This window comes from uncultured Microbacterium sp. (assembly GCF_900078385.1).
Lineage (GTDB): Bacteria > Actinomycetota > Actinomycetes > Actinomycetales > Microbacteriaceae > Microbacterium.
In genome coordinates this window covers 775,067-791,851 of record NZ_FLQR01000001.1, presented here as the reverse complement: position 1 = coordinate 791,851, position 16,785 = coordinate 775,067, and the positions used below count along the sequence as shown (strand labels likewise).

Below are 16,785 nucleotides of genomic sequence, written 5' to 3'. Positions count from 1 at the left end.
AGCGTCATCGCGGCAGCGTGACTGTGAAGAACTCTGCGCCCGTCGAAGGTAGGCTGGGAGCCATGGCATCCCGCAGTTCCGCGCCCGAAAAGCGCCCCGGCTTCTTCGCCCAGATCCGCACGCTGATCACATTCACCAAGGACGCCTACCCGTGGCTGCCGTGGCTGCTCATCGGCATCCTGGTCCTCGGCGTGGGCCTCGGCGTCCTCGTCGGCTTCCTGATCCCGCCCGTGGCGATCTGGAGCATCATCCTGTGGGGCATCACGGGTCTCATGTTCGGCTTCCTGGCCGCCATGATCACCATGACCCGACTCTCCACACGCGCGATGTACAAGAAGATCGACGGGATGCCGGGCGCCACCGGCCACATCCTCTCCACCTCGCTCGGCCGCAAGTGGATCGCCTCCGAGATGCCGGTCGGCATCAACCCGAAGACGCAGGACGCCGTCTACCGCGCCGTCGGGCGCGGCGGCGTCGTCATCGTCGCCGAGGGGGCCCGCGGTCGTCTCACGCGGCTCGTGAGCGACGAGCGCATGAAGGTGCAGCGTGTCGCATCCGGCGTGCCCGTGCAGGTGTTCTACGTCGGCCACGGCGACGAGGATATCCCCATCGGCAAGCTCGCCGGCGCCATCAAGTCGCTGCCCACGAAGGTCGACCGCGCCACGATGGCCGCCGTCGTCAAGCGCATCGACTCGGTCTCGCAGTCGGTCACGTCGCTGCCGATCCCCAAGGGGATCGACCCGCTCCGCGCCCGCGCACCGCGCCCGCGCTGATTCGCACGGCGCGCCGAGGACGCGTCAGCGGCGGACGAGGATCGTTCCGACCGCCTTGTCGTGCAGTCCGCGCTGGTCGGGGTCCCAGATGACGGCGGGGATGACGAGCCCGAGGAGCAGCGTCCGCACGACGGGACGCCAGAGGCCCACCCATCCGCCGTCGAGCATCGTGAGGCGCAGGCCCACGAGGCGGTGACCGGGGCTGCCGGCCATCGTCGGGATGAACACGATCTGGACCGCGGCGAACACCGCGAGGGTCGCCATCGGGTCGTACGCGAAGAACGCCATCGAGATGACGACGGCGCACGCCCAGTCGATCGCGATCGCCGCCAGGCGCCGGCCCGCGCGTCCCACGCTCCCGGAACCGGAGGCCGGTCGCCCGAGCCGCTCCCCCGGATAGCTGTTCTCGATCCTCAGGTCTGCCACCGAACCAGCCTAACCTCGGCGCGGGCGTAACATCCTGGAAACACGGGTGATACTGCCGGGCAACTGGATCCGGTTAGGTTCGTTGTACGCCTGCTCTCGACAGGCCCGTTCCTCACCCGATCTTGGAGACTCCATGTTCAAAGATTCATCCGAGGTGCTCAAGTTCATCAAGGACGAGGACATCAAGTTCCTCGACATCCGTTTCACGGATCTCCCCGGTGTCCAGCAGCACTTCAACATCCCCGCCTCGACCGTCGACGAGGAGTTCTTCACGGTCGGGCAGCTGTTCGACGGATCCTCCATCCGGGGCTTCGCGAACATCCACGAGTCGGACATGCAGCTCATCCCGGACGTGTCGACGGCCTACCTCGACCAGTTCCGCGAGGCGAAGACCCTTGTGATGATCTTCGACATCTACAACCCGCGCACCGGCGAGATCTACCACAAGGACCCGCGTCAGGTCGCGAAGAAGGCCGAGAAGTACCTCGCCTCGACCGGCATCGCGGACACCGCGTTCTTCGCCCCCGAGGCCGAGTTCTACATCTTCGACGACGTCCGCTACGAGGTGAAGCAGAACTCGAGCTTCTACAGCGTCGACTCCGAGGAGGGCGCCTGGAACACCGGTCGCGTCGAAGAGGGCGGCAACCTCGCCAACAAGACCCCGTACAAGGGCGGCTACTTCCCCGTCAGCCCGGTCGACAAGACGGCCGACCTGCGCGACGACATCACGCTCAAGCTCATCGAGGCCGGTTTCATCCTCGAGCGCTCGCACCACGAGGTCGGCACCGGTGGTCAGCAGGAGATCAACTACCGCTTCGACACGATGGTGCACGCGGCGGACGACATCCTGAAGTTCAAGTACATCGTCAAGAACACCTCGGAGCAGTGGGGCAAGGTCGCGACCTTCATGCCGAAGCCGCTCTTCGGCGACAACGGCTCGGGCATGCACACGCACCAGTCGCTGTGGCTCGACGGCAAGCCGCTGTTCTACGACGAGTCCGGCTACGGCGGGCTGTCCGACCTCGCACGCTGGTACATCGGCGGTCTGCTGGCGCACGCTCCCGCGGTGCTCGCGTTCACGAACCCGACGATCAACTCGTACAAGCGTCTGGTGAAGGGCTACGAGGCTCCGGTCAACCTGGTCTACTCCGCCGGCAACCGCTCCGCCGCCATCCGCATCCCGATCACGGGTTCGAACCCCAAGGCCAAGCGCATCGAGTTCCGCGCCCCGGATGCCTCGGGCAACCCGTACCTCGCGTTCGCGGCGCAGATGATGGCCGGCCTCGACGGCATCAAGAACCGCATCGAGCCGCACGAGCCCGTCGACAAGGACCTGTACGAGCTTCCCCCCGAGGAGGCGAAGAACATCCCGCAGGTTCCGAACTCGCTGTTGGACTCGCTGGAGGCGCTGCGCGCCGACCAGGACTTCCTGCTCGCGGGCGGCGTCTTCACGCCCGAGCTGATCGAGACCTGGATCGAGTACAAGATCGAGAACGAGATCAAGCCCATCGCGGCGCGTCCGCACCCGTTCGAGTACGAGCTGTACTTCGGCGTCTAGCGAGAGCACGCGGGATTCCGCGGCCCCGTCGCACGGGGTCCGCAGACAATCGCGAAAGAGCCCGTCAGGTCCCGCACCTGGCGGGCTCTTCCGCGTGATCCGGGAGCGACGCCACGTCCCTCGCGGCTCGTCTCCCCAGAAGACGGACTGCGAGGGACTTTCCAGCGTCCCGCCCCCCGCGAGACGCCGTTGGCGCTGCCGGACGCGTATCCCCCCGCGTCTTCGCTGATCGTATCCCCGCCCCCAGGAGGCTGGACGGCTGACGGCCGATCTTGTGGGGAACCTGGCCCAACCTTGTGGATCGGTCGGCTGTCCCCCGTTCGGCGGACAGACAGCGCACCCAGGTGGGACTAGGGTTTCGACGTACGGACATACCGGCTACTCCCCCCACTACAGCCGGGAACTGATCACTGCGGAGAACCCCCCCAAATCTCTCCGTAGTCCGTAAGGGCCCTCCTGTGTCCGCCGCTCTGCGGCGACCGGTGAGGGCCCTACTTCTGTCCGCGCGGGCGTGCCCCTCCGCTGAGATCAGGGTAGAAGCCGCCAGGCGGAGCGGCATTGGGCCCGTGGGCCGCGATGTACGCCCGGTGCACGATCATGCACGCCGTCCGAAGCGTCTGGGCCCACGCGATGATCTCGCCACCTCTGACGCACTTGTAGAGCCGTTCGGGTGCGGCATCCGGTACGTGGCGGCTCCTCGCGCGGACGAGCTCGACGGTGCCGTACGCACGCCGATCCGGATCGACCAGCACCCACTGTCCTGCCCGTGTCTCCACGGCAGCGAGCACGGGGTGCCACTCGTCCACGTCCGGATCCCTTCTCCGGCCTACCGAGCACCCTACGCGTCGCGGACGACGTGCTGCGCGCCCCGGCGCACGGGACCTCTTGCGCGGGGCAGGGCACAGGAGCAATATGTGCACCGCACGCCGCACGGGGGATCTGCTGCCGACCGCAACCGGGGACAGATGACGCAAGGGGCACGCGTTGCGTCACCCCGCGCACGCGGTGCTGGAGCGCGCGCACGGCGCCGCTCGTCGGTGATCCATTCGTGGAAGGGGCACCATGGGCCTCTGGAAGTACTCCCCCCGGATCGAGCGCGGCGCGCTGCCGCCCAGACGGGAACACCCCGACGCTCCCCGGCACCCGTCGAGCCCGCGATGACCGACGTCGGCACGGGCTTCCTCCGCGCCGTCGAGGCGTTCCTCAACACGCGTCTCGGCGATGCCAGCGAGGAGGCGTGGAAGGACACCGGCTCGTTCCTGAAGTCCCTCACGACGTTCAGCTCCGATGAGATCAAGGCGAAGTACGGCGAGCTGAAGAAGGACATCGAGGACGGCATCGTCCCGATCGCGAAGGAGATCGCGAAGAAGATCGATAAGCAGACCGCGCTCATCGGGAAGATGGTCAAGGAGTCCGCGGCCGATATCAAAGCGGACGACTTCAACGTCGACACCGCGGCCCGGGTCGCGATCCGGATGGGGATGGTCCTCTCCGCCGCCGACGAGGCGTACGCGATCATCGCGACCGAACTCGCGAAGGATGCCGCCGGGACGGTGAACACCGCGCTCCGCGACGACCTCATGGGGCTGTGGAACCCGTGGGCGCAGCCGTTCAAGGACCTCGGCGCGGGAGCATCCAATCTCCTCAACGCATTCGGGAAGAACGTCCTCGGGATCAACGACCTCGTCGGCGACCTCGGCAAGGTGCTGGAGCTCGATCGCGAGGCGAACGGCTTCAAGCTCGTCGCGAAGATCGCGAAGTCCGGGGCCAGCTCGCTCGGCGCGGTGACCCTCGACCAGATCTCGTTCGAGGCCTTCCTGCAGTTCAGCGACCGCGAAGTGGCCAACCCCACCGAGGAGGAGAAGAAGTCCCTCGTCCAGCGCGGCGAGAAGTTCTTCATCGGGGACGTTGCGATCCTCGGCCTGCGGCTGCGGACGATCCTGCAGCCCGGTCTCACGAACGACAAGCTGCTCGCCAAGGTGATGCCCGGGTCGGAGGATCCGAAGACGACGACGATCACGGCGATCTCTCTCGACACCGCGCAGGGGCTCTACCTCGGCGACGGGCGCGGCAACGAGAAGGCCATCCTCCCGACTCGCTTCTCCTTCCCCGGCGTCGAACTGCGGGAGGTCGCCTTCGGTCTGCTCCGAAACCCTGCGCGCGAGGTCACCGGCTTCGAGCTGACGACATCCATCGCCGCGAAGATGGGCGGCGCCGTCGGGATGCAGATCGTCGGCAGCGGGTTCATCGTCGATCTCAACGGCGTCGCGGACCATCACCAGATGTTCGACACCCTGCCGATCAGCCCCCGGTGGCCGGACGCCATCGGCCTCCGCATCCAGGCCGGTCCGATCGTCGGCGGCGGTTTCATCGAGCGGCGGGAGCGCACCTACAAGGTCGACGGCAAGGACGTCGTCCGGGTCGAGTTCGGCGGCACCATCCAGCTGCAGATCGTCAAGGTCGGCATCACGGCGATCGTGATCCTCTCCCCCGATCCCTTCTCGCTCGTGCTCGTGATCGGCGTGCGCTTCCCGAAGGCCATCGAACTGGGCATGGGCTTCACGCTCAACGGTGTGGGCGGCATCCTCGCGATCGACCGCGGCATCGATCTGGAGGCGCTCCGCTCCGGGATGCGCGAGCACGTCCTCGACAAGATGCTCTTCCCGGATGACCCGGTCAGCGCGGCGCCGAAGCTCCTCGACCAGGTCGCCCACGTCTTCCCGCCGCTGGACGGCGGCTTCGTCATCGGACCCATCGCCGAGCTCGGCTGGGGGTCGGAGGCGAAGTTCGTCAAGATGAAGGTCGGGGTCATCCTCGCCCTCCCCGACCCGAAGATCGTGATCGTCGGGGCGCTGAGCGTGCAGGTGCCGCACGAGAAGCTCGCGACCGTCGACATCAAGGCCGAGGTCTTCGCCGCCATCACGCCGGACTACTTCCTGCTCTTCGCGACGATGAAGGGCTCGAAGATCGGCATCTTCGACATCGACGGCGACCTGGGCCTGTTCATCCAGTGGTCCGGGGAGGCGATCTTCGAGTTCTCCATCGGCGGATTCCACCCCGACTACGAGAAGCTCGTCGGCAAGAAGCCGGCGCTGGAGAAGAACGAGAAGCTCACCCGCGTGACGCTCGACTTCTCGCCGGGCGGACGCGATGCCAAGGGCAACCACAAGGGCCCCATCATCTTCACGGTCAAGCTCTACTTCGCGATCACCGCGGGCTCGGTGCAGCTCGGGGTGGAGGGACGGCTCGAGGCGGACTTCAAGGTCATCGCCGCGCGGGCATGGCTGAAGCTCGACATGATCTTCATCTGGTCGCCCCGCTTCGCGTTCAAGGTGTCCATCGAAGTCGGCGCGGAGGTCGACCTCTTCGGCTGCACGATCGCCTCCGTCCTGTTCCGGGGCGTCCTGGAGGGCACCCGCCCGTACAAGCTCTCCGGCCGGATCAAGGTCGACGTCTGGTTCCTCCCCACCTTCGACGAGGACATCGGGCCGATCGAATGGGGCGAGAAGCCGGCTCCGGTCCTCACGAAGGTCGACGCGCTCTCGATCGTGCGCGACGCGTTCGACGAGCCCGAGACCTGGAAGGTCACGCTCCCCGAGCACGCCGCGCAGCTCGTCTCGCTCGCCGCCGTCGAGGACGTCGACGGCATCCTGGCGCACCCGCTGGCCGCGATCCAGGTCGCGCAGGCGCAGGTGCCGCTGGGCGTCAAGATCTCCCACATCGGCGCCTCGCCGGTGAAAGCCGACATGGTGACGATGGGCGCCCCGCGCACGAGCGCCGGCGACGCGGCGGCGGTGAGCGCGCTGCTCTCGCCGTTCCCTCCGGGCCACTTCTTCGATCTCGAGGGTGAGAAGCTCCTGGGGCGCCCCGGCTTCGAGGACATGCAGGGTGGCTACCGCGTCGCGATGGCCACGACCCCGGTGCACGGGGCCGCCAAGCCCGCCGACGTCCGCTACCACACCTACGTGCGGGACGAGGATGACGATCGGCTCGCGCTCGAAGTCCCGTGGACGTTCGAGAAGTACGGCGCCGCGTACGTCGCGGGAAGCGTCGTCGGGCGCCGGGTGACGGAGACCGCGAATCCGTACGTCGTGCCGCAGCCCGAGCCCCCCGTGACGCTCGCCCCCGCGGGCACCTCCCTCCTCCGCGACGCCGCGACCGGCGCCGCGGTCCTTGAGGCCTGGGGTGGCCTGAGCGCCACCCAGGCCGATCTCATCGGCGCCGCGGCCGCGGCGCACGGCATCGCCGACGTCACCCGCGTGACAGTGAGGGGATGAGCCGATGGCCGAGCTCGACGACATCGCCGCCCAGCAGGTCGTGCCGCTCACGGCGGCCATCACCTCCGCGACCACGAAGGTCGTGAAGGACGCCTTCCGCCTCACGATCGCGCCCGAGGAGGAGTACGTCGAGAGCGCCACCGTCATCGAGAGCCTCGAGTTCGCGTCCTACGCCGTCGGCGGGCTCGCGGCGGCCGCCGAGACCCCGACCACGGGGGTGCGGGCGGAGTCCGAGGTCATCCTGCCGCTCTCGGACAGCTCCGGCGCCGTCGCGGAGTCGCGGCAGCGGATCGTGCTGTTCGGGCCGGGGGACGTGCGCGGCATCGACGCGCAGCAGATCCTCCGCCGCTACCCCGCGCCGGGGACCCCCGATGCGGAGGAGACCGCGCTCGCCCACATCGAGTTCGACCGCCCCGAAGTGCCGTGGGCCTTCAGCGCCGCCAAGGCCGCCGACCTCCTCCGGCCGTGGGTCACGCTCATCGTCGTGGAGAAGGCGCACGCGCGCTGGCTGCCCGCGACCGCTCTCCTGCCGCTCCTGGAGGTGCCGGTCGACGAGCTGCCGCGCCTCACCGACGCCCACCTCTGGGCCCATGCGCAGACGGCCCGCTCGGGCTCCGTGTCCCTTCAGACGCGCCTGTCGCCGGAGTACGCCCGGGTGAACCTGTCGCGCCTCGTCTCACCGCGCGTGCTCAAGGAGGAGACGGAATACCTCGCCGCGGTCGTGCCGACGACGGATGTCGGCGCGCGCGGCGGTCGCGGGGTCAGCGGCGGGGCCCTCTCCGAAGCGTGGACGTCCGGCGTGGGCGACACGGTCGTGATGCCGGTCTACGACTCCTGGGAATTCCGCACCGGAGAGGACGGCGACTTCGCGACGCTCGCCCTGCGTCTCAAGGGCATCGCCGCGCCGTACGAAGTGGGCCGACGCTTCATCGACGCCTCCGAACCGGGCCGGCCCCTCCCCTCGCTGACGGCAGGTGCGCCGGGTGGCGCGCAGGTGCTGCGCTGCGCGCTGTACTCCCCCACGCCTCCGCCGCCGGAGGCGGAGGAGGCCGAGAACGCCTCCTGGCCGGACGAGATGACCACCGAGCTGCGCCGCCAGCTGGATCTCCCGGCCGGTGTCGAGGGGTCCGAGGAGCGGGACGGCGTCCTGCCCGTGGTCCCCATCCTCGGTCCACGGATCTACGCCAAGCTGCACCGCGGCGACGCCGTCATCACCGGCAGCGACTGGTTCGCCGAGCTGAACCTCTCACCGATGCACCGCATCGTCGCGGGGCTCGGCACGCGCGTCGTCCAGACCGATCAGGAGCAGCTCATGCAGGCGGCCTGGGCCCAGCTCGGCGACGTCGAGCGCGCCAACCGCGCCATCGCGCTCGCCGAGCTCGCCGAGCTCCTCGCGACGCGGCTGCACGCGCGGCTGTCGACCCTCGAGCCCTCCCGGCTCCTGCAGGTCGCGGGACCGCTCGCCAGCCGGGTCTCCGTCACGGCGGGACGCACCGTGTCCGCCGAGATCGCAGCGAGTGCCACTCCGACGACCGTTCTCTCCGGCGCGTTCCGCCGCAGCATCCGCCCCGACGGGCCCGTCCTCCGGCACGCGGCGGCCGCCACCCGGGCGCGCATCGGCGGATTCGTCGGCGCGGGCGCCTCGACCCGCGACTTCACGCGCGTGTACGCGAATCCGGACGGTGTCGCCCATCTCAGTGCGGCGTCGATCGCGGAGCTCGACCCCGCGCTGGTCGCGCCGGTCCTCCATGTCTCCGCCGGGGCCGTACCGGAGACGCTGCGGCGCGCCGGTGACGCGATGGCCGGCGGCGTGTTCGCCCACCTCGCCGACGCGTCCGCGTGGCGCGCACCCGAGCCGGGATTCGACGCGGGGGCGGTGGTGGTGGAGCGGTGGGGCGACGTCGTGCTGCGGGAGCCCCGCAGCCGGGCCGTCGCGGCCGTCCGCGACCAGCGGATCGCACCCCTCGTCGCCGAGCTCGCCACCGCGAGAGCGGCGCGCGGCCTCTCGGTCGTAGGGACGCTCGAGGAGCGCGCGAAGACGCTCAACAACAGCCTGCTCGTCCGCTCCGGGAACGCCGGCGGCGATGTCGGAGTCATCCGGGGCGGCGGCATCCGTCGCGGAGGCGCCATCATCCGCGGCAACGCGATCGGTGGAGCGGTCGCACGGGTCCCGCTGGAGGGCGCACGCGCCGTCCGGGGTGCCGCCCTCGCGCGCGGCGTCGGCGGTCTTCGAGGGGTGCTGGACACGAGCTCCCTCTCGCGGATCACCACGGCGACGACCGCCGAGGCCACGGCCACCGCCTTCACACGGCTCGCGGCTCTCGCCACCGTCCCGGTCACGCCCGTCCTCGACGCGCTGCAGGCGCTCGGGGTCGACGAGCTCCGGTCGGCGGTCACGGCACTCCTCGACCCCGCGGGGATCGCGAAGATCGCGCCCGTCACGCGCCGCGACACCGTGCGCGTGGACACGCTCGCCGCCGCGCTCGACCCGCGCACGACCGTGCGTGCCGCGTTGAAGGGACGTCTCTCGCTCTCCGCGGAGTTGGCGGGCAAGGTGTTCCTGCCGCAGCGGATCCGGCGGATCATGGCGGCACCGGTGTTCCGTCGCCCGATGTACGAAGCGCTGCATGCGTACAGCCCGGACTGGCTCATCCCCGGACTGAGCCTGCTGCCCGACACCGACTTCGTGACCGTCCTCGCCACGAACAGCCAGTTCATGGAGGCCTTCCTCGTCGGTCTGTCCGACGAGATGGGCCGGGAGCTGCTGTGGCGCAACTACCCCACCGACCAGTCCGGCACCTACTTCCGCCGCTTCTGGGACAAGGATGACGACGAGCTCGGGCAGCAGATCCATGCGTTCTCGAAACGGCCCCTCGGCGAGCACATCCAGATCGGCGGGGACGGCGGCAGCGAGCCCCGTGCCGTCATCGTCGTCAAGAGCGATCTCGTGCGTCGCTATCCCGACGTCATCATTCAGGCGGTGAAGAACCACGGCACTCAGGCGGCGCCCCAGTTCGACGGCCCGGAGACCGTGATCGCGCGGCAGCTCTTCGCCGCCCACCTCCCGCCCGACGTCGCGCTCGTCGGCGTCGACCTGGGGCTCGACGAGATCGACGGCGATGACTGGTGGATCACGATCGCCGAGCACCCCACCGCGACGCGCTTCGACCGTCCCCGCGACGCGAACATCGGCGCGGCGCCCTTCTATCGCCCGCCCGGAGTGACCTCGGCCGCAGAGTTCGCGGTCGACCGGCTGCACGAACCGGTCCGGGTCGCGTTCCACGCCACCGACCTCGTCGTCTGGGAGGACTGAGCGATGCCCCTCGACATCCCCGACGCGCTGCGCGCGACGCGCGCGGACGCAGCCCGCATCCTGCGCGCCCGCGACAAGCTCGTGGCAGAGCCGCTGGACCGGGTCGGGCGCGGCCGCCTCGTCGAACTCGATCGCGACCTCATCGACGTGCTTGACCGGCTGAGGATCGACCCCTGCGACGCGTCTCCGGACGTGCCGCTCGTGCTTCTGCCGGTGCGCGTGGAGTGCAAGACGTCGGGCTCGACGCTCCGGGTCCGGGTGACGCCGGACGAGATCCACGTGGATGCGCTCGCGCGGACCCTGTCCGACCTCGAAGCGGAGTCCGCCCGCACGTGGTGGCGAGCCGTGTGGACGGATGCCGCGTCCCCCGTGCCGTGGACGGAGCTCGTGGAGACCGTCGGATCCGACCGCGCCGCCTGGGCCGCCCGCGCCATGACCCCGCTCAACCTGGACGGATTCGGCGCGGGCGATCCGCAGTTCCCCGATCCGCCCACCGAGGTTGCCAATGGCAGCGTCGCGCGCTGCCTTCCGGACCGCTTCGTCGTGACCGTCTCGATCGCCGGGCGGGACCCGATCACGGTCGTGGGACCGCCGATCCCGCGGGACGTGCCGATCTCGCCCCTCGCGCTCGGCGACGACGACGTCGTCGACATCGCGGGCCTCCGCGTGCCGGCCGGCTCCGAGTGGGCCGTGAGCTTCGATGAGGCGAAGAAGATCGGCCTCGGCATCGAGGTGCCGCTCCCCCGCGGGGCGACGGCGATCGACAGTGTCGTCGTGGTCGGAACGCGGAACTCCGTCGCCGAGCGCGACAACGCGCGCGACCTCGGCGATCTCCTCGTCAGCCACGCCTTCAGCGACGGCTTCGACCTGCTCGCGCACGGAATGCCGACCAACAACGCGCAGGCCGACCGGTCCCCGTACCGCACGGCCGAGAGCATGGGCGCGCCGGCGACCGCGGTGCCCGCGCCGTCCGCGCAGGCGGCAGCGGTCGCCCGGCTCCTCGGTGTCGACGGGGCCGTCGTGGAGTCCCTCCTCACCCCGGACGGCACCCGCTCCACCCTCGAGGCGGCGCAGCGCGCGGCCAACACGGCGCTGTGGTGGACGACCTGGGAGCCGGTGCTGAAGAAGGTCGACGAGGCCGACATCCCCGCCGTCACGCCGGGGACCATCGAGTCGGCACGCCGGCTGCACCGCGACGACGTGCGCGGGGCCGGGCACTCCTCGACCATCCGGGTGGGCGCTCAGCCCTACGGCATCCTGCCCGTCTCGGACCTCGACGCCTGGGAGCCGGAGTCCGGGGACATCAGCGCCGCGCTCGTCCCCCTCGTGCGCCGGGTCCTCGCCCGCTGGACGGCCCGCGCGCAGCGACTCCCGCGCATCCGCCCCGGCGACGAGGTGAGCGACGAGGCCCTGCTCGAGATGCTCGGGACGAACCCGACCTCCACCGGCGTGCGCGCCCGGCCCGCCGTCGACGGCCCGCAGATCTCCACACTCGCCGCCGCGACCGGCGCGCCGGTCTCCGTCGTCGCGGCGGAGAAGCAGCTGGCGCAGGCGGTCGTGTCGCAGTACTCCGTCGAGCTGGGCCAGCGGCTGACGGCGCCGGCGCTGCAGGACCTCACCCGCACGATCGCACTGCCCCTCGTCTCGGCGCGCGACGCGGAGGTCGTCGCGACGATCCTCGCCGACGGCGCCCCGCAGGTGGACAGCGTGCTGCAGGCGCTCCTGGACATCGCGTGGGACGAGGCGAAGGCCGCGCAGCTGCGGGCGGCCCCCAGCACCTACGTCGGCCCGCTGCTGGACTTCCTCAGGCCCGACGCGCAGATCGTCGCCCTCGCGCAGGCCGCGATGTCGTCCTCTATCGACACCGCCGTCTCGGCCGCGCCCGCGCAGTCCGCGCGCGAGCTGTTCGCCGCCGCCTCGACGCTCCGGTCCACGGTGCACTTCGACGGCCAGCCGACCGAGGCGATCAGCCTCGCCGCGATCGAACCGGTCGCGGAGGCGCGCACCTCGTTCGCGCAGGTCGCGCTGGAGCTCGGCGACACCCCCGAGGCGCGGTGGGTCGGCCAGGAGGCGATCGCCGGCATCCTGGAATTGTTCGGGATGCGGTGGGAGACGCGCGACGCGATGACCGCACTGGCGGCCGCGCCGATCGACGAGCGACGCATCGCCGTCGCATCGGCCCTCGACGTCGCCTCGCATCGCGTCGACGCGTGGGCCACCGGCATCGTCGCGGCACGGCAGCGGGCGCTCAGCACCGACGAGGGCATCACGATCGGTGCGTTCGGCTATCTCGAGGACCTGCGACTGGGTGTCGCGGCCCGCGAGCCCGAGGGCTGGCTCCACGCGCCCAGCCCCTCCCACGCGGTCGCGGAGGGCGTCCTGGCGAGTGCCCATCGTTCCCGGATCGGAGCGACGCAGGGGGCGCAGCCCTTCGCGATCGACCTGTCCAGTCGGCGCGGCGCCGAGCTGCGGCGGATCCTCGAGGGGATGCGGCGCGGGCAGACCATCGGAGCCATGCTGGGCTACCAGATCGAGCGCGGTCTCACCCGCTCCGCCGGGCGGTTCCAGCTGACACTGCGTCAGCTCGCGCCGCTGAACACGGAGGAGGTCGCCAACGAGGCGGCATCCCGCAGCCGCACCGCACGGATGGCGGCCGCCGACGTCGTCGACGGTGTCGATCTGCTGCGCCGATTCCCGCTCGAGAGCCTGGACGCCGCCGCGCCGCCGCTGCGGACGAAGCTCTCCGAGAAGCCCGTCAACGCGTACATCGACGGGGACTGGCCGGCCGTGACCGACGAGGAGTGGGCGACCGTCGTGTCGGCGCTCCGCGGCGCCGCGGAGACGCTCGACGCCGTGTCCGACGCCCTGCTCGCAGAGTCCGTGCTGCACTACGTGTCGGGGAACCCCTCGCGGGCCTCGGCGGCCATGGACGCGGCAGGCAGCGGCGGCGCCGTCGACCCCGACCTCGACGTTCTCGGCGTGCGTCAAGCCGGACGCAACCTCACCCACAACGCGTACGTCGTCATCCCCGAGGGCGCGACCGGCTGGTCGAGCACCCGCCCGCGGGCGGTCGCCGAGCCGCGGCTCGAGGCGTGGGCCGCCCGCCGCCTGGGCGACCCCGGCGACATCGTCGTGAGCGACGGCGCGGGGGGCAGGCTCACCCTCGCCGACGCCGGCTTCGCCGCACTCGACCTCGTGTTCGCCGACGATCTCCCGAGCCTCGTCCGCGACCTGCGCGCCGCGCTGCCGGCGATGGGGGACGTCGTGACCGCGCGGGGCCCGTCCTGGCCGCGGAAGGCGCGCCCGCTCACCATGGCCGCGGCCCTCGCCGCGACGCTGCGTTCGATCGCGGCCGGCGGGAACGCCCTCACCCCCGATCGTCTCGTGGGCTCGGGCGACCCCCCGCAGCACGCGATCGACCGCGATGAGCTCCTCGGCCGGTGCAGGACCCTGCTCGAAGCCCTCGCGGGCGCGCTGGAGATCGGCGAGGCGACGATCGGCGCGATCGACCCGCTGACGCTCGCGATCGCCGAGGCCGACGTGGCGGACCTCCGCGCGGCGGTCGAGCCGCTCGCCGCGTTCGGCGTGACGCTCTCGCCGAACCTCGCCGTGCCGACGGACGCGGCGTGGGCCGTGGGCGCATGGGAGGGCGCCTCCGCGCGCTACGTCTCGGCGACGGCCATGCTCGACGCCCTCGCCGCGACCGCCGCCGATCTCGTCGATGCGCAGGTGCTGACACGGGTCGAGGCGATCGCGGAGAGCATCCTCGGCGACGGATTCCCGATCCTCCCCGTCCTCCGTCACATCGACGGGGAGGGGAACGACTTCGCCGACGCGGTGCGGAAGCCGCTCTTCCCGGCGCCCCCGCCCGCGCGACTGGCCGCCTTCGTCCGTGACCACGCCGCCGTGCACGTCGGGCTCGGACGGCTGGCCGAAGCGCAGCTCATCGGCCGGGCCGCAGGGGCTGCGGTCTCGCTCACCGCCGTGCAGCTGACTCTCCGCGCCGCCGACGGGTCGGCGCTTCCCGGCACCGATCGCTGGCTCGCGGGCGACCTCCCGGACGGCCTGCCGTGGCCGGCGCACCCCGTCACCCACGTCGTGCTGGAGCTCGTGGGCACGCCGGCGGCTTCGACCGACGCCGTCGCCGGCATCCTGTTCGACAGCTGGGTGGAGATGCTGCCCTTCCAACCGGACGCCCACGCCGTCGGCGACGATGCCATCGAGACCCCGCTCCGCGATGCGCGCGCGACGACCGGGCTCGCGGTGCACGCGCATCAGGCGTCCGCCCGCGCACCGCAGGTGATCCTGTCCGCCGTCTCGCCGGACGGCGCGCGGTGGACCACGGACTCGCTCGTCGCGACGGTGCGGAGCGCCGTCGCACTGTCCAAGGCGCGCCTCGTGACGCTCGAGAGCGTGCCCGGCGACGCCGCGATCCTGCCCGCGATCTACGTCGCGTCCCGCTGGCTGCAGGTTCGCAAGGGATTCGCTTTCCACGATCTGGCGCAGGTCTCCTGGAGTCAGGTCGCCTACCCGTTCCTCTCGGAGGTGAAGTGATGGCGATCGATCCGCTCTCCCTCGTCACATCGGAGATCTCGCCCGAGCTCGCGCTCATCTCGAAGCACATGAAGTTCATCGACCCGCCGTCGATGGTGCGCCTGGAGCCCGACTCCATCACGGGCGACCCGGCACCCGGTGCGGAGGCGCGCATCGCGGATGCGGCGTGGATGCTGGGCCGGCAGTGGCAGTTCGGCGAGCTGATCGGCGAGGATGCCGGAACCGTCGTCTCGGTCGCGGTGCAGTCGCGGGCGATCCCGGTGACGGCGTGGGCGCCGCTGGCCGGCGATGCCGCCGTCGAGGGCGCCCCGTGGCGTCCCTGGCGGCCCGGCGCTCTCCTGGAGGAGCTCGTGCAGGACGTGCCTGCGCTGGACTTCGGCGCGGGTCTGCGGCAGCGCGCGGAGGGCGGTCAGCAGCTCGTCGAGATGCTCCAGGATGCCGGCGAGGACGCGCTGGCGGGACGCCTCGTGGACCTCCACCCGCTGACCCTCCCGCCCGATCCGCTGTCACCGGATGAGCCGGTCGTCGGCGAGACCGCGGACGAGCGCGCGGCGCGCGAGGCGATCGTCGCCGGCCGCGATGCGCTGGACCCGATGGCCAAGCGCCTCTTCCACGCCCTCGGCGGCGCCGTCCCGGACGGCGGCGCGATCGCGGCGGAGGCGCGCGGGGGCGAACCGGCGTGGGTGGCCGAGGCCTCCGACCCGGCGGTCGCCCGCACGGTGCTGGCGGCCTGGCTGGACTGGGTGACGGGTGACCCCGACTCGGGCGGCGCGTGGGATCTGGAGCGTCTGGAGTACCGCTTCGCGGTGCGCTTCGGCGACGATGCCGACGCGATCGTCGCGCGCGCGACGCAGTTCGGCGCCGCGACCGTGCGCTGGAGCGACCTGGAATGGATCCCCGGCGCGCAGCCGCCGCTGCCGGAGGGTGCGCCGGCCGGCGCGGCGGTGGAGTCGGCGGTGACGATGCTCGCGACGCCGCTGCGGTATCCCGCCATGCCCGCCGACCGCTACTGGCAGCTCGAGGACGGTCGCGTCGACCTCGGGGCCATCGACGCGCAGGCGTACGACCTCGCCCGGCTGTGCCTCGCGGAGTTCGCGATGTCCTCGGGCGACGACTGGCTCGAGGTGCCCGTCGACGGACTGCTCGGGGCCGTGAACCAGATCGTCTCCGTCACGCTCACCGACGACTTCGGCGAGACGGCGCAGGTCGCCGAGCTCGCCGACCCCGGCTTCACGATGTTCCGGGTCTCCACGCGCGCCGGAAGGCCGCTGCCGGGGATCGTCCTCGCCCCGGTCGCGAGCGACATCCAGGCCGGGACGGCACTCGAGGAGGTGCTGTTCCTCCGCGACGAGATGGCGAACATGGCATGGGCGATCGAGCAGACCGTGCAGGGTCGCAGCGGCGATCCGCGCGCGCGCTCGGCCGAGCCGATGCCGCCGCCCGACCCGTGGCCCACGGGTCTCACGCCCGAGGAGCGCGTCTACCGACTGCAGACGCCGATCCCGGAGCACTGGATCCCGCTCGTGCCGGTCTCGCTCCGTCCCGGCGCGATCTCGCTCCGCAAGGGTGCGATGCTCCGCAGCGTGATCGCCCCGGACGGGACGCGTGGCCCCGGCGACGGCGAGGAGATCCGACCCCTCGGCGTCACGCTGCAGCCACGGCCGCTCACGTTCCCGGGCGAGGAGATCCCGCGGGAGGGCATCGCGCTGCGCGCCCTGCCGATGCTCGCGCGGCGCGCCGACGGCCGGTACGTCCGGTGGACCGGGTACCGGGTGGGCACCGGGTCCGGCGAGGCCTCGAGCCGCCTCGCGTGGGATGCCGCGCTCTCCGTCGTCGACATGGGCCGCGGCCCGCGTCCCTGAGCCCCGTCGGGCCCGCGGCTCC

The 16,785-nt window shown here is 71.4% G+C and carries 8 protein-coding genes; 6 read left to right on the top strand and 2 right to left on the bottom strand.

Annotation, left to right across the window (positions count from 1 at the left end; all coding sequences use genetic code 11):
- Positions 1-62: 62 nt before the first annotated feature.
- Complete coding sequence (locus QZL85_RS03880) at positions 63-773, top strand: DUF4191 family protein (RefSeq protein ID WP_295573796.1); 711 nt, start codon at positions 63-65, stop codon at positions 771-773.
- Between the two features lie 24 nt (positions 774-797).
- On the opposite strand, the gene QZL85_RS03875 is transcribed toward QZL85_RS03880, so the two are convergent.
- A complete protein-coding gene (locus QZL85_RS03875) occupies positions 798-1,199 on the bottom strand; it encodes an RDD family protein (RefSeq protein ID WP_295573794.1) in 402 nt (133 codons plus the stop codon).
- 133 nt (positions 1,200-1,332) lie between these two features.
- On the opposite strand from QZL85_RS03875, the gene glnA reads away from it, so the two are divergent.
- Positions 1,333-2,757, top strand: a complete 1,425-nt coding sequence (gene glnA, locus QZL85_RS03870; protein WP_295573791.1) for a type I glutamate--ammonia ligase — start codon at positions 1,333-1,335, stop codon at positions 2,755-2,757.
- Between the two features lie 491 nt (positions 2,758-3,248).
- Here the strand turns inward: glnA and QZL85_RS03865 are convergent, their stop codons facing one another.
- Positions 3,249-3,563, bottom strand: a complete 315-nt coding sequence (locus QZL85_RS03865) for a hypothetical protein (RefSeq protein ID WP_295573788.1) — start codon at positions 3,561-3,563, stop codon at positions 3,249-3,251.
- 351 nt (positions 3,564-3,914) lie between these two features.
- Here QZL85_RS03865 and QZL85_RS03860 point away from each other — a divergent pair, with 351 nt between their 5' ends.
- From QZL85_RS03860 to QZL85_RS03845, 4 genes are read left to right on the top strand one after another with little or no spacing between them, the layout of a single operon-like run.
- Complete coding sequence (locus QZL85_RS03860; RefSeq protein ID WP_295573786.1) at positions 3,915-7,034, top strand: DUF6603 domain-containing protein; 3,120 nt, start codon at positions 3,915-3,917, stop codon at positions 7,032-7,034.
- Between the two features lie 4 nt (positions 7,035-7,038).
- Positions 7,039-10,347, top strand: coding sequence for a hypothetical protein (locus QZL85_RS03855; protein ID WP_295573784.1), 3,309 nt, complete (start codon positions 7,039-7,041; stop codon positions 10,345-10,347).
- Between the two features lie 3 nt (positions 10,348-10,350).
- Entirely contained in the window at positions 10,351-14,901 is a 4,551-nt protein-coding gene (locus tag QZL85_RS03850) for a hypothetical protein (protein WP_295573782.1), read from the top strand.
- Positions 14,901-16,763 carry a hypothetical protein gene (locus QZL85_RS03845; protein ID WP_295573780.1) on the top strand — a complete coding sequence of 621 codons (1,863 nt, stop codon included), beginning with the start codon at positions 14,901-14,903 and terminating at the stop codon, positions 16,761-16,763. Before QZL85_RS03850 ends, QZL85_RS03845 begins: the two co-directional genes overlap by 1 nt.
- Positions 16,764-16,785: the final 22 nt, after the last annotated feature.